This window comes from Paenibacillus sp. J53TS2, assembly GCF_018403305.1.
In the GTDB taxonomy this organism is placed as follows: Bacteria; Bacillota; Bacilli; order Paenibacillales; family Paenibacillaceae; genus Fontibacillus; species Fontibacillus rhizolycopersici.
In genome coordinates this window covers 72,106-95,951 of sequence record NZ_BOSK01000010.1, presented here as the reverse complement: position 1 = coordinate 95,951, position 23,846 = coordinate 72,106, and the positions used below count along the sequence as shown (strand labels likewise).

23 protein-coding genes are annotated in these 23,846 nt (G+C 50.8%); 4 read left to right on the top strand and 19 right to left on the bottom strand.

Annotated elements, in window-relative coordinates:
• Positions 1-56: 56 nt before the first annotated feature.
• Positions 57-3,128 (bottom strand): EAL domain-containing protein, encoded by a 3,072-nt coding sequence (locus KJS42_RS19345; protein WP_213623837.1) that lies wholly within the window; start codon positions 3,126-3,128, stop codon positions 57-59.
• Between the two features lie 344 nt (positions 3,129-3,472).
• Between KJS42_RS19345 and KJS42_RS19340 the strand changes: the two genes are divergently transcribed.
• On the top strand, positions 3,473-3,829 hold the full coding sequence (locus KJS42_RS19340) for a putative zinc-binding protein (RefSeq protein ID WP_155606583.1): 357 nt from the start codon (positions 3,473-3,475) through the stop codon (positions 3,827-3,829).
• 61 nt (positions 3,830-3,890) lie between these two features.
• Here the strand turns inward: KJS42_RS19340 and KJS42_RS19335 are convergent, their stop codons facing one another.
• The 6 genes from KJS42_RS19335 to KJS42_RS19310 form a co-directional block, all read right to left on the bottom strand.
• Positions 3,891-4,460 (bottom strand): SF0329 family protein, encoded by a 570-nt coding sequence (locus KJS42_RS19335; RefSeq protein ID WP_213623836.1) that lies wholly within the window; start codon positions 4,458-4,460, stop codon positions 3,891-3,893.
• 370 nt (positions 4,461-4,830) lie between these two features.
• Complete coding sequence (fliD, locus tag KJS42_RS19330) at positions 4,831-6,081, bottom strand: flagellar filament capping protein FliD (RefSeq protein WP_213623835.1); 1,251 nt, start codon at positions 6,079-6,081, stop codon at positions 4,831-4,833.
• Between the two features lie 763 nt (positions 6,082-6,844).
• Positions 6,845-8,260, bottom strand: a complete 1,416-nt coding sequence (gene rlmD / locus KJS42_RS19325; protein ID WP_244868553.1) for a 23S rRNA (uracil(1939)-C(5))-methyltransferase RlmD — start codon at positions 8,258-8,260, stop codon at positions 6,845-6,847.
• 687 nt (positions 8,261-8,947) lie between these two features.
• Positions 8,948-9,838: a diacylglycerol kinase gene (locus KJS42_RS19320; RefSeq protein ID WP_213623834.1), complete on the bottom strand. Its 891-nt coding sequence runs from the start codon at positions 9,836-9,838 to the stop codon at positions 8,948-8,950.
• Between the two features lie 28 nt (positions 9,839-9,866).
• Positions 9,867-10,688 carry a sirohydrochlorin chelatase gene (locus tag KJS42_RS19315; protein ID WP_193415882.1) on the bottom strand — a complete coding sequence of 274 codons (822 nt, stop codon included), beginning with the start codon at positions 10,686-10,688 and terminating at the stop codon, positions 9,867-9,869.
• 31 nt (positions 10,689-10,719) lie between these two features.
• Positions 10,720-11,010, bottom strand: coding sequence for a YerC/YecD family TrpR-related protein (locus KJS42_RS19310; protein WP_059047100.1), 291 nt, complete (start codon positions 11,008-11,010; stop codon positions 10,720-10,722).
• A 343-nt stretch (positions 11,011-11,353) separates the two neighbouring features.
• Here KJS42_RS19310 and KJS42_RS19305 point away from each other — a divergent pair, with 343 nt between their 5' ends.
• The gene (locus KJS42_RS19305) at positions 11,354-11,857 is read left to right on the top strand and encodes a hypothetical protein (protein ID WP_213623833.1); all 504 of its coding nucleotides are present in this window, start codon (positions 11,354-11,356) and stop codon (positions 11,855-11,857) included.
• Positions 11,858-11,900: 43 nt separating this feature from the next.
• Here the strand turns inward: KJS42_RS19305 and corA are convergent, their stop codons facing one another.
• The 4 genes from corA to KJS42_RS19285 form a co-directional block, all read right to left on the bottom strand.
• Positions 11,901-12,860, bottom strand: a complete 960-nt coding sequence (gene corA, locus KJS42_RS19300; protein ID WP_193415725.1) for a magnesium/cobalt transporter CorA — start codon at positions 12,858-12,860, stop codon at positions 11,901-11,903.
• Between the two features lie 135 nt (positions 12,861-12,995).
• Positions 12,996-13,985, bottom strand: a complete 990-nt coding sequence (locus KJS42_RS19295) for an inorganic phosphate transporter (protein WP_155606668.1) — start codon at positions 13,983-13,985, stop codon at positions 12,996-12,998.
• 80 nt (positions 13,986-14,065) lie between these two features.
• A complete protein-coding gene (locus KJS42_RS19290) occupies positions 14,066-14,680 on the bottom strand; it encodes a DUF47 domain-containing protein (protein WP_155606669.1) in 615 nt (204 codons plus the stop codon).
• Positions 14,681-14,873: 193 nt separating this feature from the next.
• Positions 14,874-15,947, bottom strand: a complete 1,074-nt coding sequence (locus KJS42_RS19285; RefSeq protein WP_213623832.1) for a DUF3048 domain-containing protein — start codon at positions 15,945-15,947, stop codon at positions 14,874-14,876.
• Between the two features lie 227 nt (positions 15,948-16,174).
• Between KJS42_RS19285 and KJS42_RS19280 the strand changes: the two genes are divergently transcribed.
• Entirely contained in the window at positions 16,175-16,657 is a 483-nt protein-coding gene (locus KJS42_RS19280) for a DoxX family protein (RefSeq protein WP_155606671.1), read from the top strand.
• A 101-nt stretch (positions 16,658-16,758) separates the two neighbouring features.
• Here KJS42_RS19280 and KJS42_RS19275 read toward each other — a convergent pair whose 3' ends face one another.
• The 3 genes from KJS42_RS19275 to KJS42_RS19265 all read right to left on the bottom strand — a co-directional run bounded on the left by KJS42_RS19275 (position 16,759) and on the right by KJS42_RS19265 (position 18,856).
• On the bottom strand, positions 16,759-17,547 hold the full coding sequence (locus KJS42_RS19275; protein WP_155606672.1) for a DODA-type extradiol aromatic ring-opening family dioxygenase: 789 nt from the start codon (positions 17,545-17,547) through the stop codon (positions 16,759-16,761).
• 117 nt (positions 17,548-17,664) lie between these two features.
• Entirely contained in the window at positions 17,665-18,489 is an 825-nt protein-coding gene (locus KJS42_RS19270; protein WP_213623831.1) for an alpha/beta hydrolase, read from the bottom strand.
• Positions 18,490-18,634: 145 nt separating this feature from the next.
• Entirely contained in the window at positions 18,635-18,856 is a 222-nt protein-coding gene (locus KJS42_RS19265) for a hypothetical protein (RefSeq protein ID WP_193415731.1), read from the bottom strand.
• 251 nt (positions 18,857-19,107) lie between these two features.
• Here KJS42_RS19265 and KJS42_RS19260 point away from each other — a divergent pair, with 251 nt between their 5' ends.
• Entirely contained in the window at positions 19,108-19,830 is a 723-nt protein-coding gene (locus tag KJS42_RS19260) for a DUF1129 family protein (protein ID WP_213623830.1), read from the top strand.
• A 74-nt stretch (positions 19,831-19,904) separates the two neighbouring features.
• Here KJS42_RS19260 and KJS42_RS19255 read toward each other — a convergent pair whose 3' ends face one another.
• The 5 genes from KJS42_RS19255 to KJS42_RS19235 are packed head-to-tail and all read right to left on the bottom strand — an operon-like array spanning position 19,905 to position 23,530.
• On the bottom strand, positions 19,905-20,663 hold the full coding sequence (locus KJS42_RS19255) for a hypothetical protein (RefSeq protein WP_155606676.1): 759 nt from the start codon (positions 20,661-20,663) through the stop codon (positions 19,905-19,907).
• Positions 20,660-21,358, bottom strand: coding sequence for an ABC transporter ATP-binding protein (locus tag KJS42_RS19250; RefSeq protein WP_155606677.1), 699 nt, complete (start codon positions 21,356-21,358; stop codon positions 20,660-20,662). The genes KJS42_RS19255 and KJS42_RS19250 overlap by 4 nt, the downstream gene beginning before the upstream one ends.
• 18 nt (positions 21,359-21,376) lie before the next feature.
• Positions 21,377-21,751 carry a GntR family transcriptional regulator gene (locus tag KJS42_RS19245; RefSeq protein WP_193415733.1) on the bottom strand — a complete coding sequence of 125 codons (375 nt, stop codon included), beginning with the start codon at positions 21,749-21,751 and terminating at the stop codon, positions 21,377-21,379.
• Between the two features lie 47 nt (positions 21,752-21,798).
• Entirely contained in the window at positions 21,799-22,557 is a 759-nt protein-coding gene (locus tag KJS42_RS19240; RefSeq protein ID WP_213623829.1) for an ABC transporter permease, read from the bottom strand.
• Positions 22,550-23,530, bottom strand: a complete 981-nt coding sequence (locus KJS42_RS19235) for an ABC transporter ATP-binding protein (RefSeq protein ID WP_430148148.1) — start codon at positions 23,528-23,530, stop codon at positions 22,550-22,552. The genes KJS42_RS19240 and KJS42_RS19235 overlap by 8 nt, the downstream gene beginning before the upstream one ends.
• Between the last annotated feature and the right edge of the window lie 316 nt (positions 23,531-23,846).

Below are 23,846 nucleotides of genomic sequence, written 5' to 3'. Positions count from 1 at the left end.
ACATCATTATAGGAAAATGTACCCTGCGAATATCTGCGGAGGATAAAATGGACGCATCACTGCGATCGGCTCACCAAAATCGCCTCGATTTCAGCTGTTGGCATCGGTTTAAAGAAATAATACCCCTGGATTTCGTCACAATCGTATTGATTGAAAAAATCAAATTGCGACTTGCTTTCGACGCCTTCGGCGATCACGCTCAGCTTCAAGTTTTTTGCGAGTTGAATGATCGTTTTTGCGATCGCTTCGTCTTCATTCCCTTGTAATATGCCGCGTACAAACTGCATGTCTATTTTGATCCGATCTACAGGCAATGTCTTCAATCGGCTCAAAGAGGAATAACCGGATCCAAAATCGTCGATGGAGAGGGTGACTCCGAGTTCCTTCAAACGATGAAGCACTTGGATAATCGCATCTTCCCCATCTGCTGCTGTACTTTCAGTGACTTCAAGCTCCAAGTACTTCGATTCCAGCCCCGTTTCACGAAGCGTTCTGTTTACAATACGATACAGATTCCGATCCTGGAATTGGACCATCGAGAGATTCACTGCCATACGAACAGGCGGCAACCCCATCTCCTGCCACAGCTTGTTCTGCCGACATGCGGTCTCTAGAACCCACTGTCCAATCGGAATAATGAGCCCCGTTTTCTCTGCTAAAGGAATAAAGGTAGCTGGCGAAATCAACCCTAACTCTGGGTTATTCCAACGAACTAAAGCTTCAAGACCTACAATTTCTTGGGTTTGAACATTCACCTGAGGCTGATAGTAGAGAACAAATTCATTTCGATCCAAGGCCCTGTAAAGACTGTTTGTCAGCTGCGTTTTTTGCAGCACTTCCTCTTTCATGGCCGAAGAACATAAAGTAAATTGATTCTTCCCTCTTTCTTTCGAAGCGTACATTGCCAGATCGGCATTTCGAATCAACTCTTCTGTACTTTCGCCATCAGTAGGATATAATGCGATACCTGCACTAGCTGTAATGAAGAACTCCTGATCTTTGACGATCACAGGCTGAGAGATCGTCTTCATGATCGTATCCGTGATGGCAAGAATATCTTCTACTCGTTCCCTTTCGGCAAGTTGGATCAGGAATTCATCTCCGCCAAAACGCGATACCATGTCCTGCGGTCGCAAACATCCGGATAGCCGGTGGGTCACCTGTTTCAGCATCTCATCTCCGCCCAGATGGCCGATGGTATCGTTCACGGTTTTAAATGAATCCAAATCAATAAAAAGAACTCCCACGCGTTTACCGGTTTCATTCGCATGTTGAAGAGTCTGCTCCAACTGTTTCTTGAACAAAGTGTGATTGGGAAACCCGGTCAAGGCGTCATAATACGCCATGTGGCTTATTTCTTTTTCAGCTTCCACTTTGACCAGTGCGTCGGACAATATATTTGACAGTATTCTCAGCAATTCCTGATGGGTTCTCCCCCAGATTTTTGCCTCTTTAACCGATGCGAAGAACAACATACCTAGAATTTTGCCTTTATTGGTTACCGTTATGGACACCAACGATTTCAAATGATGAGCGTGGAACATCTCTTTTTCCGCACAGGCCTCTGATGGCAGCATGTCCCCATTCGTAACATTCACCACATTCGTCTTTAGCATCTCGTTCATCCACCAAGGAAAAGACTCGCCACGCAACTCGGGAATACGGTCTGCCGTGGATTCGATCCCTTCGCTGCACCATTCATGGATCTTCTGACCTTCAGATAAATGGATGAAATACGTCCGATCGACATGAAAATACTTTCCGCTCAGCTCTAGCAGGTCGTCGATTTTCTCATCCAAATCCGATTCGGTGACCTTAACAAAATTACCCGAAAATCGAGAGACCATCTTCTGAAACCGGATCTGCTCTTCATTTTCTTCAAGCCGCTTGATATAGACTCGGTTGACGAAATAGGCTAACCAAAGTGTGATACATAAGATGCCAATTCTCGTCAGATAATCCGAACCGTCAACCTGGACGAGGGACTTCGGAATTCTCACCCAAATATAGACTTGCATAACCAAGATCGAAATCCCGATCCAAAAAATCATCAAACGTTTGTTAAACAGCACCGAGAGCATGATCACAATAAACGGGGCAGCCCATACGGTAATACTGGCCGTCTCGATAAAGTTAACCGAGATTAGAAGGATGGACATGAGCATAATCAGAACAAAACTATACTCTTTAATGCCCTCGTGAATAGGTAGAGATTTAATGAGGATCAATACAGCTCCTACGGCGAACAGGAAACAACTGAATAATAATATCGTGTTGAGATGGGGAAGCTTCTGGTTGAAAAAATACTGTGACGCGAAATTCAACATGCCTCCAAGGATGCACACGAATGACATTATTTTGATAAATCGATTCATATTCACTTCGCTTAAGATTTTTCCGGGTTCAACCCGATCGCTTTTTTCTTGCCCCATAAGGCCATACCGTTGGATTGCATAGAAAATTGCTGTGGTCGGTAAAAGTACGATCACAGGTGCCAACTGAGGAATCGTATAAGAAGTATAGGTATTCACAATCATATCTGTCATCGTGCCCAAGATCATAGCGATGATATAGGAGGACATGAATAGATACGCCTGCTTTTTTTTCACCCGGTCTGTTGTCCGCTTCCCCCAATTCCAGAGTAGCAACAATCCCACCGTCGTATATAAAACATAGTACAGGTTAAAATACCAATCCCCCCAGCTGTTCGCTGAAACGTTCACCCAGCCTACTGGAGTCTGAACTAGGGTGTACTGTCCCTTAGCCGCATCACTCAAACCAAATGCCAAAACGTTCACCAACGCAGGCAGGTACAAGAGCACATACAGCCATTTTTTCTTCAGCAGGGCCTTCCTTTCCGTCACGATGAGATAAAAATTCAGGAGGATGCTATATACGGTTCCCCAACCGATGGATGCCAGCCTGCGCCAAAAGAGAGCGATCTCCGCATCCTGCGCTGAATTGGCGATGGAGAAACAAAATGCCCATACAGCAAGAGCTATACAGGCAACAAAATATAGGCGATTTAACATCCTCTTCGCGTTGAGAGAAATCGTATAAATCCCCATCATAAAATAAATAGCAAAAGCGATAAAAAAAATTAGCGAATAAACATAGGGTAATGACATGATGGATCCCTCCACAAATTCTGTCCGATGTAAGTCTGTCTAAGGGAAACCTACTAAAATGAATCTATACCTATATTTCGGCAAAAATATATATTCCGATTACATCGGTAGTTTGAATGATCCGTGTCCGCATAAAAAAACCTCCACCGCGTGATAGGTAGAGGTGATAGGATAGGCTTCGGCTCACGATCGAGCGTCGTGCGAGCCTTGAGACTCACGGCTTCAAATCCATTGTCAACAAGCGGCAACCGAAGATCCTCAATCCAATAGTGACCCGCCTCACTATTCAACCCGTCATCCCGGATTATACTGACAATTAATTTGTTGAATGGAGAGGGATACCCATGAATAAAAATGATCTGCCTCTAGTCTACTCCTGCTCCGGATGTTCCTCGGCTGCTCAAACCGCTAACCAAGTTGCGATTAAAATGGATCGGGAAATGATCGCCGAAATGTCCTGCATTGCTGGTGTCGGAGGTGACGTAAAGCCGCTAGTGAGAACAGCAAAGTCCGGACGTGACATCATTGCCATTGACGGTTGCCCGTTGGCCTGCTGCAAAAGCTGTTTAGCCAGGCATGACGTCCAACCCAAGCATCATTTTGATTTATCAAAATTCGATGTGCCCAAGCGTCTTGGAGAAGATCCCAATCCCCAGCATGTTCAGAATGCCTATCATCTGATTCTCGAACGGATCAAGTAACAACAAAAATCAAAATTGCTCGTCCTCTAGGCCATCTCTAGTCATTCGCGGGGATCAACCTTCACAAGGTATTGCGCCGCAATTCATAGAAATACTGGACAATCGGATGCTTTAACTTCATCTTCTCGGACATATTCAAGATCCGCTTCTTTCCAACTCTTTTGTCCACTAAAGCTAGAATATTCAATAAGATATCATTGCTCTCCAGACTCTCCTCTATAGGAGTAGTCAAAAATGTATTAGCCACAACGTTGAAATTCGATTTACTTAATGCAGCCTGTGCGGACAAAAGCTCTTTTGCATGTTCCGTACTTTTTTTGCTTCTGGCTATGACGATTAAGCGATCCTCCGGCACTTTCCCCTTGGTATCTTTTCTGACCGCTTCCATTTCGTCACTGCTTACAGGAACTTGGAATTCCGGATCATTCTTGATCTCCAGCTCGGTTTGATACCATCGGATCAAGTTCGTTTTATCTCTCATATTGAGTACGTTCTTTTTATTTACCGTGATATAACATGTACCTGATTTATCAGGTAAATAGCGGTAAGCGGGGGCTCGGTATTCGACCCTGCCAATTAACGCTGGACTGAGAAAACCCTCCAGTTGTTGCTTCAATTTACTCCAAGACATGATTTTCTAACTCCTCTGATTCTCTAAAGACGATTTTTGTTCCTCTTTATCTGTCGAAACACGAATATATATTGCGCATCTCATGAGTTACGCAACCCCCTCACTATGAGATGTGTTGGCGTTGCTATCATTATACTGGAAATGCGAGAGTTGTTCTTGATCAAATTATTACAAGTGGTCCCCCTAAAAGGATCTATGTTGGGAACAAATACCCCCGAGCCATATCGTCCCTTCCCATTAAAAACAGAGAAAAGAGCCGAGGAAAAGCAGGAGTGAATCCCTGAGTTTTTCGCGACTCTTAGGTAGACTATTTAGGATTAATGTAAACTTGGCACACTCCGAATGCACCGTTGAGGTGGGCTGTATCGAGTTAATACAGCGTATTCACGAACCACCCGTTTTCCTGTGTTGGCATAGCCATTTGCATCGATGACTGGTACATCGCGAATTGCTGGATCTGGCGAGCCTTCGAGTTTAGCAAGCTGCTTGCCGGGACTTCATTGTATCTTTCCACTGCTGATGATAAACGGTCAGCTAGACCATAGTTGCCGCTAATCGCTTTCGTTGTTTGCTCGAAATTTGAGCTTAAGCTCTTCCTAAGCTGCTCTTCATCCAGTTTGATAGTACCATCACCGTTACGATGAATACCGATTCGCTCATAGGAAGATGAGCTGACTAACGATTCCATGCTTTTTCGGACAGACGAATTCATAACTCCACCGGCTTCTTTCAAACGCTCATGCATCGAATTGTAACTCGACACCAAATCTTTAACTTGCGCGATGATTTTGCCTTCGTCCGGTTTGATTTGAATGTTCACAGCTTCCATCGATGGAGCGATTAGTGTCGCCGTAGCTTTGCCCTTTTCCAGATCAATCGTGTTCGACTGCGAGGTTTGAGTAGCGCCGCCATTCACGCTGTAGGAAGCATTCGACGCTAGTTGCGTAGCATACTGAACACCGGTTGTCGACATCGCGTTGCCGGTAACATCTTCAACCCTGAAAGCCTGATCCACTCCTGTCTTGTCGCTGCTTAACTCAAGCTTCTTATTACCTGTCTTATCATCCGTTACAATATGGGCGGTTACACCCGTCTTCGCTGTATTGACCGCATCTTTCAGCTTGGTCAGTGCTTGATCGTTCGTATCGTTATCCGAGATGGCAGCCGATACCTTCGTTGTCTTGCCGCCTATCGTAATGTTGAACTGATTCATGCCCTTGCTTACAACGGAATGGTCTACTTTAGACAGAAATGTTCCACTGTTCGTTTGAGAAGTCGCGATCGCATTCACGTTAAGTTCATAAGTTTTGCTCGCAGCTCCGGCCAATGCAGTTGCGGTAACCTTCTTGCTATCCGATGATTCCGCCATCCTTGTTTGGAAAAGTGAATTTTCCTTCTGCATTAACTTTTGTGCCGATGCTTGCATATCCTGCGCAGATTTCATAAAATTCGCAATCCCGGTTGCCGCTGTCTTGATATATTGCTCATATGATTTGCTCTTCGAAACGAACTTCGAGAATAGCGATGGGTTCGCACCCAGACTATCGGAAGCTTGGAAACTCAAAGACGTCGTTCTGCTAACCGGATTCATCAAGTTATACGAGTTAATCGATAACGCCATCCATCTACCCCTCCATACTGTCGCAAAATATTAATGATCATCTCTGCTTCAACCTAAGTTGGCTATGGTTTCACCCCCGCAATTTACGAGGTGCGCAGCTTCTTGACGCATATACCATCCCCTTAACAGCCAGCGATTCTTCGTCAGAAGCCTGTAAATATTACCAGTAATATATCATAATAGATTGTTCCTTATATGGAACATAAAGAAAACTTTAAGTTCGAATTTATAAGTAAGGGCAATAACGAAACAAGCACGATTCCAGTAAACGAAGCCAGTTCGGCCGACTTTACTGTTATTATCTAAACCTAACACTTATTCTAAGACTCACAGCTAAACAGCCTGCTCCGATGGGAGCAGGCTGTTTAGCTAGCTTTGTACTGTTTAAGGTTGATGTACTTCATCGCAATCTCTATATCATAAATACCGGGGCTCCAAACTGGTCTGACAATAAAGTTCACATCGATGTTTTCGTTACTGTCTGCAGCCACTTATAACCACCGAATTTCGTCTACGTTAGTTGGGGAGATGCCGGCATACTCTACGACGCTCCAGGAAATTGTTCCCGAACTTCATCACCGTCACCTTCTCTTAACAATAGGAGTTGTAACCAATATATGCCTTTTCTCATTAATAACAGGATCTTCACTAACCAAAGGGGTATTTTGATGGATCTGGTTTTTGCCAGTTCTCCATTCATCCCTTCCCCAACTCGTCTTTATTTGATTTTTAGCACAGGTTTATTATGAATATCAGGGGTTTATTAGAGTTCAACAAAATCCCTCACCAACAACGCCACACTCTCCACATGCACCGTATGCGGGAACATATCCACCGGAGTAACTTCTACCGTCCGATACCCGCCGTCCTCCAGGAGGCGCAGGTCGCGGGCCAGGGTCGCGGGATTGCACGACACGTACACGACCCGCTCAGGCTTCATTTCGAGGATCGTGTCCAGCAGGCGCGGGTCGCAGCCTTTGCGCGGCGGATCGACGACGATAACGTCGGCTTCAATGCCCTGTTCTTTCCAAGCCGGGATGATGTCTTCCGAGGCCCCCACCTCAAAGGTGACGTGGCTCATTCCGTTCAGTTCGGCGTTGACGCGGGCGTCCTCGATCGCTTCTTTGACGATCTCCACACCGTACACCCGTTTGGCATGCTGCGCCAGGAACAGGGAGATGGTGCCGATACCGCAGTAGGCATCAATGACCGTCTCTTGCCCGGATAGACCGGCGTACTCCACGGTTTTGCCATACAGAACTTCCGTCTGGAGAGGGTTCACTTGGTAAAAAGAACGCGCCGAAATCGCAAATTTCACGTCGCCGATAGAATCAAAGATCACTTCGCGCCCCCATAGGGCGCGAGTTACGTCGCCGAAGATGACATTCGTCTGCCGCGTATTGACGTTCTGGCAAATGCTCACGACGGACGGCATCTCCTCGCGAATCGCGGCGATCCACTCGTCCTCATGAGGGATCCGGTCACCATTCGTAACCAGCACCAGCATCATTTCGCCGGTGCGGAAGCCGACCTTCACCACGACGTGGCGAAGCAGGCCCTTCCCCGTCTCTTCGTCGTAGGCGGTGATGCCGAGGCGGCGGCCGATCGCTTTGACGCGGCTAACGACGTCATCATTGCTCTCGTGCTGGATGAGGCATGTCTCCATGTCGACGATGCGATGGCTGCCGCGAGCGTAGAAGCCGCCGACCAACGCACCGTCGGTGACGCCGACGGGCACCTGCGCCTTGTTGCGGTAGCGCCAAGGCTCGGCCATGCCGAGCGTCGGCCGCACGACGACGGCATGGTCGCCGCCCGCAGGCGCGCCCTCCGCTACGCGCAGCTTGCCGATCCGCTCCAGCGCGTCGACGACGTGCTGACGCTTCCACGTGAGCTGCGCATCGTAGCCGAAGTGCTGCAGCTGGCAGCCGCCGCACTTGTCGTAGATCGGACAGGGCGGAGCCACCCTGTCCGCACTTGCCTCAACCACATCCAGCAGTTTGGCGTAACCATACTGCTTTTTCGTCTTCAGCACCTTGACCCGGGCTTTCTCGCCCGGCAAGGCGCCTGCCACAAACAGCGTATAGCCCTCGGCCCGGCCGACGCCTTCGCCGTCGTGGTTCATCCCGATGATGTCAATCACGACTTCATCGTTTTTCGCTACGGGAACGCCGGCGATCACCGCATCGGCCACCGCCGCACGCCCCCGCGATTTAAGACTGCCTCCGGCTTCGCCTCGCCCAGCGCGACCACTTCGATCGCCACTAGCCAAGTTTTCTTGTCCTCGGGCCCCACCCATCCGACCGCCACCGGGACGACCGTTGTTACTCCGTTGCTTCTTCATCATGTTCTCCTTCTATGTTCAACTGAACCGGTTCCTCAAATTTGTTTCCATCCAACGTAGTCCTACCTATATACTTTAACCCCCGCCATCGAGGGAAGACCGCCTGTTCATCGTTCTTGTAGCTCCTATAGTTCCTGTAGCGCTCTGAAACTAACTAACTGTAAATCCTCCATCTAATTTACCCCGTTTTGCCCGATTTCGCAAAAATAACTGGAAATCCTACACTTAATTCGGCGCATCCAACCCATTCTCGCCTAAAACCCCGATATTAACTGTACGATTTCCATCTCATTCTCGCCCGGCTCGTCTTCTCCATAAAATAACTGTAGAATTTCCACTTCGTTTGTTTCGAACCCCCATGCGAGACTCCTTAGCTCATCCCATGGGATCCCATATAACTCGCCGTACAGAGTTCAGTTTACGTTATCCTTGGTTATCACCTTCGTGCACGCCCCACCCAAGCCAAATCCCCCGCCAACCCGGCGGGGGATCGTCTCAACCATCTTTAATCTTTAATCTCTTCCCTCATTCACCCTCAGCAAAAATCCGCAAATGCTGCGGCAAAATCTCGAACACGCCGGGCAATTCGCCGCCCAGCTCGCCGTCGAGATTGAGCAGCACGCGGCCGGGCGAGGTCACTTCCATGCGCCGCGTCTTGAAGTGGACGACGTGCGAGTCGCCCAAGTGATCGCCTCGTAGCGCCATCGTCACCAGGCGGATGAATTCCGCCAGATTGCACTTCTTGACGGCGATCACGTCGAGCAGCCCGTCGTCGATGCGTGCACCCGGCGCCAACTTCTCGAAGCCGCCCACCGAATTGCTGTTGGCGATCAGGAACAGCATGAACTCGCCTTCCATCGTCTCGTAGCCTTCCGCATCGATGATCAGCGTGGTTGGCGAGAGGCTGGCCATCTTCTCGATGCCCTTCATGTAGTAGGCCAGTTGCCCGATCATCGTCTTGAGCCGGCTAGGCACCTCGTAAGTCAGCTCAGTGAGCGAGCCGCCGCCGGCGATGTTGATGAAATGCCGGCCGTTCACCCGGCCGATATCAATCGGTCTCGTTTGATTCTCGATGACCAAGTCGCAATAATCCTCCCAGCGCCGGGAGATTCCCATAGCGCGAGCGAAATCGTTCGTCGTGCCCAGCGGAAACACCCCTAGCGGCGGCAAGTTGCTCTTCCCGGCCATGCCGTTGACGACCTCATTCAGCGTCCCGTCGCCGCCGGCCGCGATAATGATGTCGTATCCGCGTTCCACCGCCAGAGCAGCTTCACGCGTCGCATCGCCTTCCCCGGTCGTCGCATGGCACGACGTTTCGATGCCGCCCTGATCCAGTCGCTCCAGCACGTCCGGCAGAAGGCGCCGCATTTCTTCTCTTCCCGAGGTTGGATTATAAATCAACCTAGCTCTTTTCATTCTACAAACGCCACCTGACCTCAAAATGTCAACATGTCAATGATCCCATTATATTCAATATTTGCTGCGACATCCAGCGAGCCGCCAAAGGATGGGGCAACAAGGCATCCCCCGAATACCGATGCGGCAACCCCTCCAGCCGCGACGGGATCGTCACCTTCGTAAAATATCCGGCGCTTAAGAAGAGCGGCGCGATGATCACATCCATCCCCCGCTGCTCCGACCAATACTGCACCTTCGAACGGATGTTGTCCGGATTTAGCAGCGCGTAATCAGCCCCGCCCGCTAACCCGGCGAGTTCTCCGCATTGTGCTGCCAACGAAGCGATGCCGCGTTCCCACCGCTGTAAAAATCCTGGGTGCCCGCTGCCATGTCCTACGAGTAGCAGCACTTCGCGCTCCGGTTGCAACGACAGCCTCTTCACCTTGTCCCATACCATCTTGGCGACGAGCGGCCCCTCATCGATAGGATCGCCAAAAAACACCCGAGCGGAAACCCGAAAACGTTCCAGATCGGTTTCCTTCTCCGGCGTATCCTTCACGCCAAGCGCATAAGCAATCTCATCGATATGTGTGCTCCCAGAGGACACGAACAAGGGAATGACGATCATATCCGTCACTCCCTGAGATTCCAGTCGATCGATGCCATCCTGAATCAGGCGACCTTCCACGGTTTCGAGAAAAGCGCAGGCCAGCGGAAGTCCGGCAGGCAAATCACCCGCCGCTTCCGATACCGCCGCCTCCACGAGGGCCACCCAATGCTCGTCCGGGGAACCGTGGCTGATCACCAGCACGCCCGGTTTCCGGGAGAGCTCCGCTTGAAGAGCCTCCCGGCCAGCATCCGGCACCATCGACTGTGCTTGTATTTCCTTGGTCATAGGCTTAACGCCCTAAACGATCCAGCGCCATTTTGTAGCCGTCGTTGCCGTAGTTCAGGCAGCGCTTCACCCGCGAAATCGTCGCCGTGCTCGCGCCGGTTTCCGCTTCAATCTGGTTGTATGTGTTGCCTTTACCCAACATACGGGCCACTTCCAGACGTTGCGACAAAGACTGGATTTCATTTACGGTACACAGGTCATCAAAAAAAACGTAACATTCCTCGATGTCTTTTAACGTTAAGATGGCTTCGAATAATTGATCGATCGTTTTGTCGTTTAACTTCTTCAGTTGCACTGAATTATCATCCCCTACCGTTACTGTAACCACAACCTCATTGTACCCGAGTGGCGTACTCCTTTTCAAGCATTAACGGTTTCACGCATCACAGAAAGAACGCCCAAAATCCGCGAACGCCCACCAGAACCGGGACATTCGTCCATACGCAAGACCCGGCGGGCACATACAGTATAGTAATACAAACGCCTAGCTAGGGAAAATAACGCCGACTCCAATGAGCGGGTCCCCTACGGCGTATACCGCTCCAAACCTAGGTCTTGTCTCGGATGGGCGGACAAGAAGGAAACGGGCCTTCATCGTCTGCCTGCCCGACAAAATATCCGAAAAGGAAAGTGATACCATGCCCCAAAACTATGATTCACGCCAAGGTCCGGTGCCCCCGTTCTATCCGTACACCCATTACTACCCGGGGGTGAATCCGTACGAAATCAAAGCGGAGGCTTCCTCGCTGGTCCCTTACTCCCCGCCGTCCCCCGCACCAACCCAAGCGCCGGCCGCCGCAACGCCGAAATCCGGCGGCGGATTATCGCTGCCCAGTTTAGGCGACCTGAAAGGAATCGTCGACCGGATGGGCGGGATCGACGGCATCTTGGCCACGATGGGCCAAGTGCAAAAGGTGATGCAAACCGTGCAGCAGTTCGCCCCGATGGCGAAGTTGTTCACCGCTTTATTGCCCGGAGGCAAAGGCAAATCCGGTGGCGGTAGAACCGGCCGGATGGACGATTCCCGGCCACGCCGTAGCAAATCGACCCGCAAGAAGAGCGGAAGCCGTACCGGAACCAGCCGCAGCGGAAAACGCTCGTCGACCGGGAAATCCGGCAAATCGGGTAAGCGCCGCCGTTAACTCGGCGGCGGCTTTACTTTCAGCAACACGCTCGCGAGTCAACTTACTTAAACCAGCCCCGTTTACTAAACCAGAGAATCATCCAGCCGCCAAGCGCGGCCATCAGCCCGATGACGGCAAAGTACCCGTATTTCCACTGTAGCTCCGGCATATTAATGAAGTTCATCCCGTAAATGCCGGCGATCAGCGTCAGCGGCATAAAGACGGTGGTGATAACCGTTAACGTCTTCATGATGCCGTTCATCCGATTGGAATTCAGCGAAATATAGGAGTCGCGTAAATCCGCGGTCATTTCCCGATCAGCATCGATCATCTCCGACAATTTGAGCAGATGGTCGTAGATGTCCGCATAATAAGCCCGCGGCTCCTTGTCCCCTTGGACATGCTGCGAATTCAGGATGCGGTACATGAGGTCACGCATCGGCACGATCGTCCGGCGCAACTTGAGCAGCCGGCTGCGCAGGTCGAATACCTGGTTCATCAATTGCTCGACCGACTCGCTGCTGCCTTTACTCTCCAATTCATCAAGTTCATCTTCGATTGAATATACGCAAGGGAAATAATGGTCCACCAGACTATCGATTACCATGTAGGCCGCTGAATATGGCCCGTGCACCCAGACCTTACGGTCATGAGCCCGTTTCAGCATACTGTTCCACGCTTCATCCATTTCGTCCAGCCGTCGCTGGTGAAACGAAACCAGACAGTCATCTCCGATAAACAGATCCACTTCTACGGTATCCAGCGTTTGTTCATCGATCGCATGCAGCACCAGAAATTGAAAATCTTCATAATAGTCCATTTTCGGCCGTTGCAGCACATGCAAGCAATCCTCGATCGCCAGCGGATGGAAATGAAAAAAACTCGCGAGTACCTCGGCTTCCTCCGACGTAGGAGCGTCCAAATCAACCCAGGTCCACACGAACTGCCCGTCTTTGATCCGCTCCAACGGAAGGTCCGTCAAAACCTGATGGTCCCGCGTCATCCCCATGACCCTGATCATAATACGCCGCCTCCTCAAAAAAAGCCAATCCTCGGCAGATTGGCTTTCGTCGTTATTCCTAAAATAGGTTGATTCGATGTCGAATCCACTTCTTGTCCAGCTTCGTGATCAAAAGACGACTTTTTGAACTTCCTCTTAGAAGAGCAGCTTGTAGATGGCTCCGGCCATGATAAACACGATCGGAATCGTAATCACCCAAGCGATGACGATACGTCCGGCCATAGACCAACGTACGGCGGAGAACCGTTTAGCCGAACCTACACCGAGGATCGCCGACGTAATCGCATGCGTCGTACTGACCGGTAAATGGAACAATGTCGCTCCAAAGATAACGGATGCGGCCGAAATATCCGCAGCGAAACCGTTGATCGGCTCGATTTTGAAAATTTTCGTCCCCATCGTTTTGATGATCTTCCAGCCGCCGATTGAGGTTCCCAGCGCCATCGCTGTTGCTGCGGCGAGCTTAACCCAAAGCGGCACTTCCATATGATCCTGGAAGTCGGCCGTCACCAAGGCGAATGTGATAATCCCCATGGCTTTCTGCGCATCGTTCGTACCATGCGTGAAGCTTTGCAGCGCAGCAGTCACAATCTGCAGCGAACGAAAGCCTTTATTTACGGTATGCGGGCTGCGTCTGGCAAAGATCCACTTTAAAACCAACATGACGATGTAACCAATGGCGAAAGCGATCAGCGGAGAGAAGACCAGACCTTCAACGATCGTCGTAAACCCACTCCAGTTGAGCTTGTCCGGTCCTGCGCCAACATACACGGCCCCAGCCAAGGAGCCGATCAGTGCATGGGAAGAAGACGACGGTATCCCAAACCACCACGTAATTAAGTTCCAAATGATTGCCGACAGCAAGGTAGCGATCAAGACTTCCAGACCGTTATCCAGCTTTGCTGGATCGGCCACGCTGCCCCCGATTGTTTTGGCGACGCCGGTAAACAAGATCGCGCCCAGAAAGTTCATCACGGCTGCCATCATAATCGCCGTCCGCGGCTTCAACGCGCGCGTTGAGACCGAGGTCGCGATCGCATTGGCCGTATCATGGAAGCCATTGATGAAGTCGAACCCCAGCGCCAGCACGATAACGATAAGAATAATCAGTAAACTCGTATCCATAGCTTTTTTGCACAGATGGTGTTCTCTATGTAAATCCGCGCAATTCTAACCTCCCGAATATCAAATATAGAGTGAAGTTCTTAAGAATTACGCATGATGATGGATTCCAGCATGTTGGCTACCTTTTCGCAGGCATCCGTTGTCGTTTCCAATCGTTCGTAGATCTCTTTCTTCTTGATTAGCTCGATCGGATCCGTCACCTTCATGAACAGTTCCTTGATGCAGATGCGCAGCAACTCATCGCCTTGATTCTCCAGATCGTTCAGACGGATCGTATATTCACGAATCGCAAGCAGCTTTTTCTGGGAAAGCAAATGGATCGCCTTTTGGATTTCATATGCCGAATTGCGCAGAATTTCCGCGAACCGGGCGATATATTCGTCAGGCTCGGTCAAATGATACATGAAGAATCGAGAAGTCGAAGCTTCCAACCCGTCAATCACATCGTCCAGCGCCGTGATTAGATGCATGATGTCGTCCCGTTCAATGGGGGTAATGAACGTTTTGTTCAATTCTACGATGATTCTATGGGTGTATTCATCGCATTTGGATTCGTATTCCTTCATCTTCTTGGCGAACGCTTCAACGTCCTTGAATTCCGCCACTTGCTGGGCAAAATAATCAGCCGAATGCACGATCGTATCCGCCATATCCTCTAACGTCTGGAAAAAGATATCTTTCTTCTTCACTCGCATCAGTATCCCCTTTTCTCTCCATAAGGTATTTCTTACGGTCGTTTTTACACAACCTTGAATATCTTATCACAACTGCTTAACAGATAGGAAATAATGTCGCAAACATTTCACGATCATGTGCTTATAATTCCCCTTATTCTGTCAGAGTTATCCTTCCATCGCCTTAAAAATACAAGATCTGCCTTTCCCGCCTTTACTCCGCCTTAACATGACTGGAGAAATCGGGGGTATTCGGTACGATGTGGATGAATGTCTTGCCCGGCACCATTGGCAGCTCCACGTTATCTTTGATGAAGCGGATGATGTCACCGTCCTTGCGGATCCATTCGGCCCGAGTCACTTTGCCTTGTTGGAACAACATCGCTTCACCGCCAAGCGACAGGCCGACATCCAACCGTCCTACGTCGTCCAACACCTGATGGTCCGCCCCCATGACAATCACGTTCGCGGCAGTTAATTGCTCTCCGCTCTCCAGATCGGTATGCGGCTCGCCATTGATGGACCGTTTATACTGTCCGGTCGCGGCATCGTATAAGTAACTTACCCGGTAATTGTCCAGTTGAAATTTAATCTCCACGTTGTTGGCTGTCTCCAGGGAATTCGGTTGTTCGTTTTCCTTATAAAAAGTGTAAGCAGGTACTGCCGTCTCCTCCGTCGCATACCCGCGCTTGGCGGCACCTTCCAGGAGCTTCTCCACGTTGGAATACAAATTATGCGGCGCTTTCCGGGACTTGTCCCGCCAGAAGAAAGAGCCCGCATTCGTGATCTCGTCCAGATCCTCCTTGTGTTGCCTTTGCAGGATCGCATAGGCATCATTGCTTGCTCCGGCATGCACCAGCACGCCGCGGTAGCTTTCGCCCAAATCGATCATATAAGGGCGGATGCTGCGGATCGGACCGATCTTGGCATTGTCCGGCTGACTGTGGAAGATCGATATCAGCCGCGTGACTCCGCCTTCGGCCAGCACCTCATAGACGACGTCTGCATCGATCAAGCCCGATTGCGGGCGGGCCGCCGGCGCATTGTTGATCATGATGGCGAGCGGTCTGCGAGTGAGCGGCTCCTCCAGCGGCAGCCCCGTCAGCGGGGCGGTATAAGCGGGAGTCGCCGGTTCGGACGGCGTGGTCTCCTCCGGAACCGCCGTTTGCGGCGGAGCAATGCCGTCCGCAGGAGGGACCGTTTCCCCGCTCTTCCCGCAGGCGGAGAGCAAAACGACGAGCAGCGATACAAGCAGCAGCCAACTTAACTTCGATGATTTCAAAGGCATATCCTCCGTCATAATTCCTGAGTTTTCTACATTATACGTTGAATCGCCGATCTGGGGGAAGCCAGAACCTCACTTCTTTCCATGACGAATCCGATATTGAATAAAATTTAAAATAATAATTGAATGTTTTAAATTTAGACCCTAATATGAATACTAAAGGATAGGAGAAAATTTCCACGAAAAAGAACGAACACTGTCACCGCCTATAGCGGAAAGGAGATGTAGATATGATCGTAAAATGGTTAAGGGAGAGTACGATTGCTTCTGTGCTGCTCTTGCTGGTAAGACTTTACGTAGGTTATGAATGGCTGACCTCGGGGTGGGGGAAAGTGACCGGCGGTTTTGATGCCGCTGGATTTCTGACGGGAGCCCTGGAGAAGAGCGGCGGCGAACACCCAGCCGTTTCGAGTTGGTGGGCTTCGTTCCTTGAACACTTTGCCGTACCGAACGTCGGCTTGTTTAATATCTTGGTACCTTATGGCGAGGTCCTCGTCGGACTTGGTCTCATCCTCGGCACCTTTACTTGGCTGGCTGCCTTCTTCGGCATGGTCATGAATTTTGCCTTTTTGTTCTCGGGTACGGTGAGCTCGAACCCGCTGCTGCTGCTGCTCCAAATCTTTATCGTCGTGGCCGGTTCGAATGCCGGGCGGATCGGATTGGACTACTTCATCCAGCCTTACTTCCGTAAGAACTTCGGACGACGGCGTTGACCTCGCTCCAGCCAGAAAAAAGCGCAGACCCCAAACCTTGGGTTCTGCGCTTTATTTATTAGGACCGGTCTCTTCGTTAGCCGGAAGAAGTTTTCCATCCATTAACTGCCACCGAACCTCCAGCAGTTTAAGCTAAGACTGCCGTACTGATAATCCTGAAACAGCTTCACAGCCTGGCGCTCGTCGTCCGCAGCCCCCATGGCGTACAGCAACGGCGCAAAATGCTCTCGTCCGTAAGTCGGTATCGCCATTCGCACATGCGGAGCTTTGTGGTCATAATCAAACAACTGACGCAAGTCCCAGCTCTGAAGCTGCTGACCCACCCAATCGTCGAATTCAACCGCCCAGGCTTCCGGTTCCCGCGCTTCCCAATCCAGAAGGCGAAGATTGTGGACCAATCCGCCGCTGCCGATGACGAGAATGTTCTGATGCCGTAGCTCGGCCAGCATCTTGCCGATGGCATATTGTTCTTCAGGTTCGCGTTTGGCGTCCACGGATAGCGCTACTACCGGGATCTCAGCAGACGGAAACAACAGCTGCAAGACAACCCAGGCCCCATGGTCGAGTCCTCTACCCTCCGAAGGCTTATACGGCAAGTTGTGCGCTCGAAAGATCGCCTCAATTTCTTCACTCAGCTCGGGACTGCCCGGAGCCGGATATTCGATCGCATACATTTCTTCCGGAAAACCGTAGAAATCATGCATCGTCGTATGCCTCGTGTCGGTCGTGACCCCTTGTACTGGATCATCCCAGTGAGCTGAGAAAATCACAACGGCTTTGGGTAGCTCCAGCGTTTCTTGGCCCAACTGACGTAGAAATTCCGTATACGCGTTTTGCTCAATGGCCAAAGTAGGCGATCCGTGTGCAATAAACAATGCAGGCTGAGACATCAGCTCCCAAACCTCCCTACGCCAAAAAATGGTTACATCTTCATTGTATCCATCCCGGAAGGATTTTACCAGTTTTTGTGTATCCGAGTCGGGTGCATGCCTTCTCCCCCAGCTAACTTATATCATCCAATGTTGCCATTCGGTTTGCTTGGCTTCCAGACCACCGAGCCATTCCTTCGTCTTCCGGATCACTTGATGCTGGTGCTCGCCGGACGAGAACGTGTGATTGCCCTGAAAAATAATCTCTTTATCGCAGCGCCCCTCGGGCCGCATCCAGAACACCTTTTGATACAAGAAGGCGTAATCTGCCGGAATCGTATCATCCGAAGTCCCATGCACCACAAATACGTCGCCGTTGAATTTCACCGCTTCCTGGAACGGCTGAAACTCGCCAAGCGAATCGAAGAAATTTGGCGTCAACCCAAACCCCAAGTAATCCGCGGCCCCGTGCTTCACCGCCCGGTCGTACAGCTCGCGCCCGGTGATTTTAACGATATCGCTGAACGGATAGCCAACGGCCGACCATAGGACAAGGTTCTTCACGCGCCGGTCGCGGTTCGCGGTCAAGAGTGCGATCATCCCGCCGAGGCTATGCCCGATTAGCGTCACCCGCGTCGGATCGATATCGAAAGCCCCGAGACCATAGTCCAGTACCGTCCGGGTCTGGGCGATCATCGATTCGACGCCTTGCTCGCCGTAATTCCCGCTGCTCTCGCCGCAGCCGAGGTAATCGAAACGAAGCACAAGGAACCCGTCTGCCGCCAGTTCCCTTGCGGTCTTGACGAATAGACGATCGACGCCGATGCGACTGCCTACGAATCCGTGGCAGATGACGACTAGGGGAGCGCGGTTGCAGCGCCCCCCTTGTTTGTTCTCGGCCGGGTAATGTATGCTGGCCGCAAGCTGTTCTTCTCCATGATTGATGACGATCTGTCTTTCCATATCCCCGTCTCCTCCCCGTACTCCGGCAATGAATCGTATAGTTTAGTATTCCAGTAAAATCCGATAAGTTTAATGTGATTTAAACTTATCTTATCATTACCGGAACCGGAGTGTCAATCGGATCGCCAACGGGATGCACTAATCCCTATTCATAAGATTGACGGAAATAAGAATGGGTCGTGACCCGGCCCTCCCAGTCTTTCATAAATTGGTGATTGCCCATATGACCTTCGTCGCAGGCCTCGTCATCTCCACACAACATGTCGCCATCCTCGGCGGTATCATTCGTCACGACTTCTTCCAGGCTGCCCCGAGAGTTGCTGTTCAGCAAATACCTCCGGGTCAGCTCCGATTCATATTTTCCCACTGGCTCTGCCTCCCGCAACTGATAAATGTACAGGCCGCTTCATGGCAACAGTTCTCACCTTTTTCGCCGACACCTGCCGTTGTACTTATGCTGTAGTTTTTGGAGGATCGGACGCTTTTTATTCCTTGTTCAAGGAATGTTCATAATCCATTAGTTCTGTTCCACTGCCGATTCAGCCCTGCCATGGTCCCTTGCGAATCGGACAAACTATGCAGTATACTACGGAAGAAACTGGGAGGAGAGATACTACCATGTATATCCACGAAATGATCGGCGAGACAAAACGGTTGCGGCAGCAAATGACGCCGGATAACGAAGCGTATTTCGGGGAGATGGTCTTGTACTTCCGTTCCGGCGCAAGCTCGCTTACTGAAGCCAAAGGGGAAGAGATCCTGCTGGACCTGGCCCGGCAAATCGTCAAGAACCAAGCCAAGGGAGTCTCGGCGACAGAACTTTTCGGAGCCGATCCGAAGGCGTATTGCGCGGAGATGGAAGAGGATGTGCAGAGACGGAAGCCCCGGACCCTGAAGGACAAAATCAAATATTATACGATGATTCCCTGGGTAGCCTTGACCTGGGTCTTCTTTATTTATATGATCACCGGTTTTTTCAGCAAATGGTTTGGCGGAGAACTGGAATATACGCAGATCAGCAGCTCCTCGCTGCTGATCATCGCCGGCTTGTCGATCGTGCTCATCGAACTGGTCACCCGCTTCTTGGGCAACAGCTCCAAAGCTGCGGACGGCAAGGAGGAATCCGGAACACCGGGAGTTGGGCCTTCCTCCGGCCCCGGGGGATTCAATCTCCGGGCATTCGGTACTTATATCGCGGTAGCCGCCGTGCTGATCATCGTTGGCACCTTGCTGAACCGGATCATGCCGGCCTTCACCGTATCCCCTTGGGATAGCCTGATCGTATTTGTAGTAGGATTGGCCGGGCAAATCTTCTTCTTCGGACGCCGCTCGAAGAGTTAATCCATTCAAAAAACCGCAGAGTCCGCCCCCTTCAAGGAAGGAAGGCGCGACCTCTGCGGTTTTTTCGTGAGATCTTAGATTTGAACCCGTTTACGGAGCAGATAAGAGATGACGTAAATCATCAGGCCAGCCAGAACAACCTCGAACAGGAGCGGACCGAGAGACATGAAGTTCACCGCTTCCGCGGTTCCCGTACGGATCTCCTCCGAGGTTCCAATACGAATCGTTCCGTAATTCAGCATCGTCGTATCATTCCCTCCAAAAAGCAGGCTTTCCAGCCAAGAGATCCCGTTTTGGATCAAGAAAAAGGAGATAATGCCGACCCATGTTCCAGCTTTGCCCTGAATGCTCACGCTGGCGCCAATCGTGATGGAGATAAAAATCGTTAGGATCAGCAGCGTATACACCCAGATGATACTTAAGACCATCAAGATCACGTCCTTCACGCCAACCAACTCGATGCTCACGAAATCGATGGGAACCTGAGCCAGCGAAAGATACAACGCCGCATGTGCCCCGATAATGACCACGATCATCAGCGCCACAAGCCAGCTGAACAGCAGCGAGGACAAGATCGTCCAGATGGGATGTAGCGGGAGCAACCGACGATGATACGCCTTAATGCTGCTTGCGAACGTTTTGCATGCCTGGACGATCATGATGATTGCGGCCGTAAGATAAAGCACGATGGTTAAGACGAAGATGGCTTCTGGATCCCAATGGCGAAGATTACCCGCAATCGATAGCAAGCCTTGCACGATCACCAAGACAGCGGCCAACCCCAACAAGGTATTGGCATTTTGCTTGATATCGTACTTCAATAGTTTCATCATTCTGCAAACACCTCTCTGAACATGTCATCGACGCTTTTGCCATATTGGATCCGCAAGTTCTCCACTTCCTCCTGCATGACAACCTCGCCGCCCCGGATAAAAATCACCTCATCGAAAATCCGCTCGATATCCCGCACTAGGTGGGTGGAAATTACCAGGCTGCTCTCCTCATTATAGAACTCCACGATGGCGTCCAAAATTTTGGCCCTGGCCACCGGGTCCACCCCGCCGATCGGTTCGTCGAGCAAATACAGTTTCGCATTTCTCGACAACGTCAGCGTCAGTTGAAGCCGCTCGTTCATGCCCTTGGATAGGGCGTTGATCTTTTCCTTCTCATGCAAGTTCATGAAGTCCAGCATCATACGAGCCTTCTGCTCATCGAAATCCGGGTAGAAATCCCGGTAAAATCCCACGGCGTCCCGTACTTTCATCCAGGATTCCGTTAGAGGACGATCGGGCATAAATGACACCAGCGATTTGGTCGCTAACCCTACGGGGGTTCCGTCTACCGTGATTTTACCGCCAGAGGGGTGGATCAGGCCGGCGGCGATTTTCATCAACGTGCTTTTTCCGCTGCCGTTCGTGCCGAGCAGGCCGACGATCTTCCCTTTACCGATGCTGAAGGACACCCCGTGCAACGCTTTTTTGCTGCCGTACGATTTCGATACGCCTTGCACTTCCAATAATTGTTCCATTGCTGGTTGCCCTCCTCCCTAGTGTTGATCGTCCGATTTCATAGCGTCAGCGACCAGCGCTGCAATATCTTGATTGGTAAAACCCAGCTCCTGCATTCCCCCAATAAAACGGTCAAGCAGTTCCCCGGCCATTTCTTTTTTAATATTCATAATTTTCGATTCCTCACTTGTCACGTATCTTCCGAGTCCCCGTTTCGTTTCCACGACGGTTTCACGCTCCAATTCCTGAAAAGTCCGCTGCACGGTATTCGGGTTGATCTGCAGCTCAGCTGCAAGTTCGCGTACGGATGGGATTTTATCGCCGGCCTTCAATCTGCCGGTGACGATTTCTCTTTTTAAATAGTTCATAATTTGCAGATAGATCGGCAGATTATTGTCAAATTCGATGCTCACCTTTCATGGCTCCTTTCCGCCGGATGTCGCTAACGTGAATCATTCGGTCAAGCGACATCTCGTTTTTTAAACGTAACAAAGCTGACTGCGAGAAACAAGACTAAATAAGCGGCGATCACCACGGAGGAAAAGGTCAACGTCATGCCGGGCATCGGTGGATTCCCATTCGTGTAAACCGACAAATCGGCGTTAGCAAAGATCAAGTATTTTGCGAACTCATATCTCGAAAGCAAGACGACAACCAATTCCTCCAGGACAACGAGGAACATCCCGATGCCGATCGTCGCTCCCGATGAACGCGTTAAGATGCTGGCAAGGAAAGTGATCGTAACATAGACGAGCGTATAAATGACTTGATATAAGGCTCCACTTAGGACATCGTTCCAGCTGTTCTCCTGCGAACCGCCGAATCCGAATACCAGCCCTCCGCCGAGCAGGGCTATCGCAAGCGTAAAGACGAAGATCGACAAAATAAACAACAGCACGGCTACGTATTTGGAGGCTAAAATCCGGCTGCGGCTTTGCGAGCGGATCAGCAGCAGCTTGATGGCTCCGAGACTGTGCTCCTTCGCCACGATGCCCGCCGTACAGATGATAACCAGCAAAGTAAGCATTTGACCTAAACCGTTTCTGGATATCGCCATCCCGGCAAATTCAAGGAACGACGGCAACTGATCCGAGTAATTGTACATCATATATAGCATCCCGGCGATAAACGCGGCAATTAGTACATAGGGGACTAGAAAGCTGCGTTTCTTGGACATCTTCAGCCATTCGTTAACGACAAGATTGGTAAAACTACGCAATTTGGTTTCCTCCCGTCCATTTCAGGAATTCATCTTCCAGCGACGCTTTGACTTCCTCGATCCGGTAAATCGCGATCCCTTCGCTGCCCAGCGCGCCAACTACGCGCGGAATGTAACTGTCGCGAACCGAGATCGTCACCTCTCCCCGTTCCGAAGATACTCCCATCATACGGATTTCTTCCATCCGAACGAGTCTAGCCTTCGCGGCTTCCGTATCGCCGACCCGGAACGTCACGTTCACCCGTTCCTCCGCCTTCTCCGCTGCTTCGCCGAGAGTACGTTCCGTCACGAGCTTCCCTTCCTGAATGACGACCACGCGGCTGCACATCAGCTCCATCTCCGCCAGCAAGTGGCTGGACACGAGGACGGCAATGCCCTCCTCGGAGGCGATGCGCTTGAGATAGTCACGCATTTCCCGGATCCCCGCTGGATCCAGTCCGTTCGTCGGCTCATCGAGAATCAGGATCGACGGACGATGCAGCAAGGCCTGCGCGATGCCGAGCCGTTGACGCATGCCTAGCGAGTAAGCCTTCACGCGTTTGTTCATCGCCTTCTCCAAGCCGACCAGTCGGGTAACCTCTTGAATCCGCTCTTCCGTGATCCCTTCGCTCATCCGCTGATATTGCTTCAGATTATCGTACCCTGTCATATACGGGTAGAACTCCGGATTCTCAATGATCGCGCCAACGTGGGCGATCGCTTTGGCGAAATGCTGCCGGACGCTGACGCCCTTCACTTGAACGTCGCCCTCCGTCATGCCGATCAGGCCGACGATCATGCGGATCGTTGTTGTTTTCCCGGCCCCGTTTGGTCCCAACAAACCCACGATTTCTCCCCGTCGAATATCAAAAGACAACTTATCGACGATCGGTTTGCTGCCGATTCTTTTCGTAACCTGCTTTACTGATAACACGACCGGTTCCCGTCCCGGCAGGTTACCCGCCGCGTCTAATCCAGGCACGGTGTTTTCCATATGCTGAAACTGCGCGTTCATTCCATTCACTCCTTCAATGTATCGGTGTCATAGTTAAATAGTACACTAGTGTGTTGGTATTGTAAAGCCTAATTTAAAAATATTCAGGGCGAGCCTCTGATTCGGCAATCTCCGTCAACGCTAACGGAACGTCGTGACGTTATTTTCAATTTCCCGCGCGGTTTCCCAAGCTAACGGAACGAGGTGACCTTATGGGGTACAAAACCGTCATAACCACCGCGATTCGAACCATATAACGCCTCTCAGTTCCGTTAGAAATCGGCGAGGGCTTTTCCCTCGCAAATAAGGTCTCTAC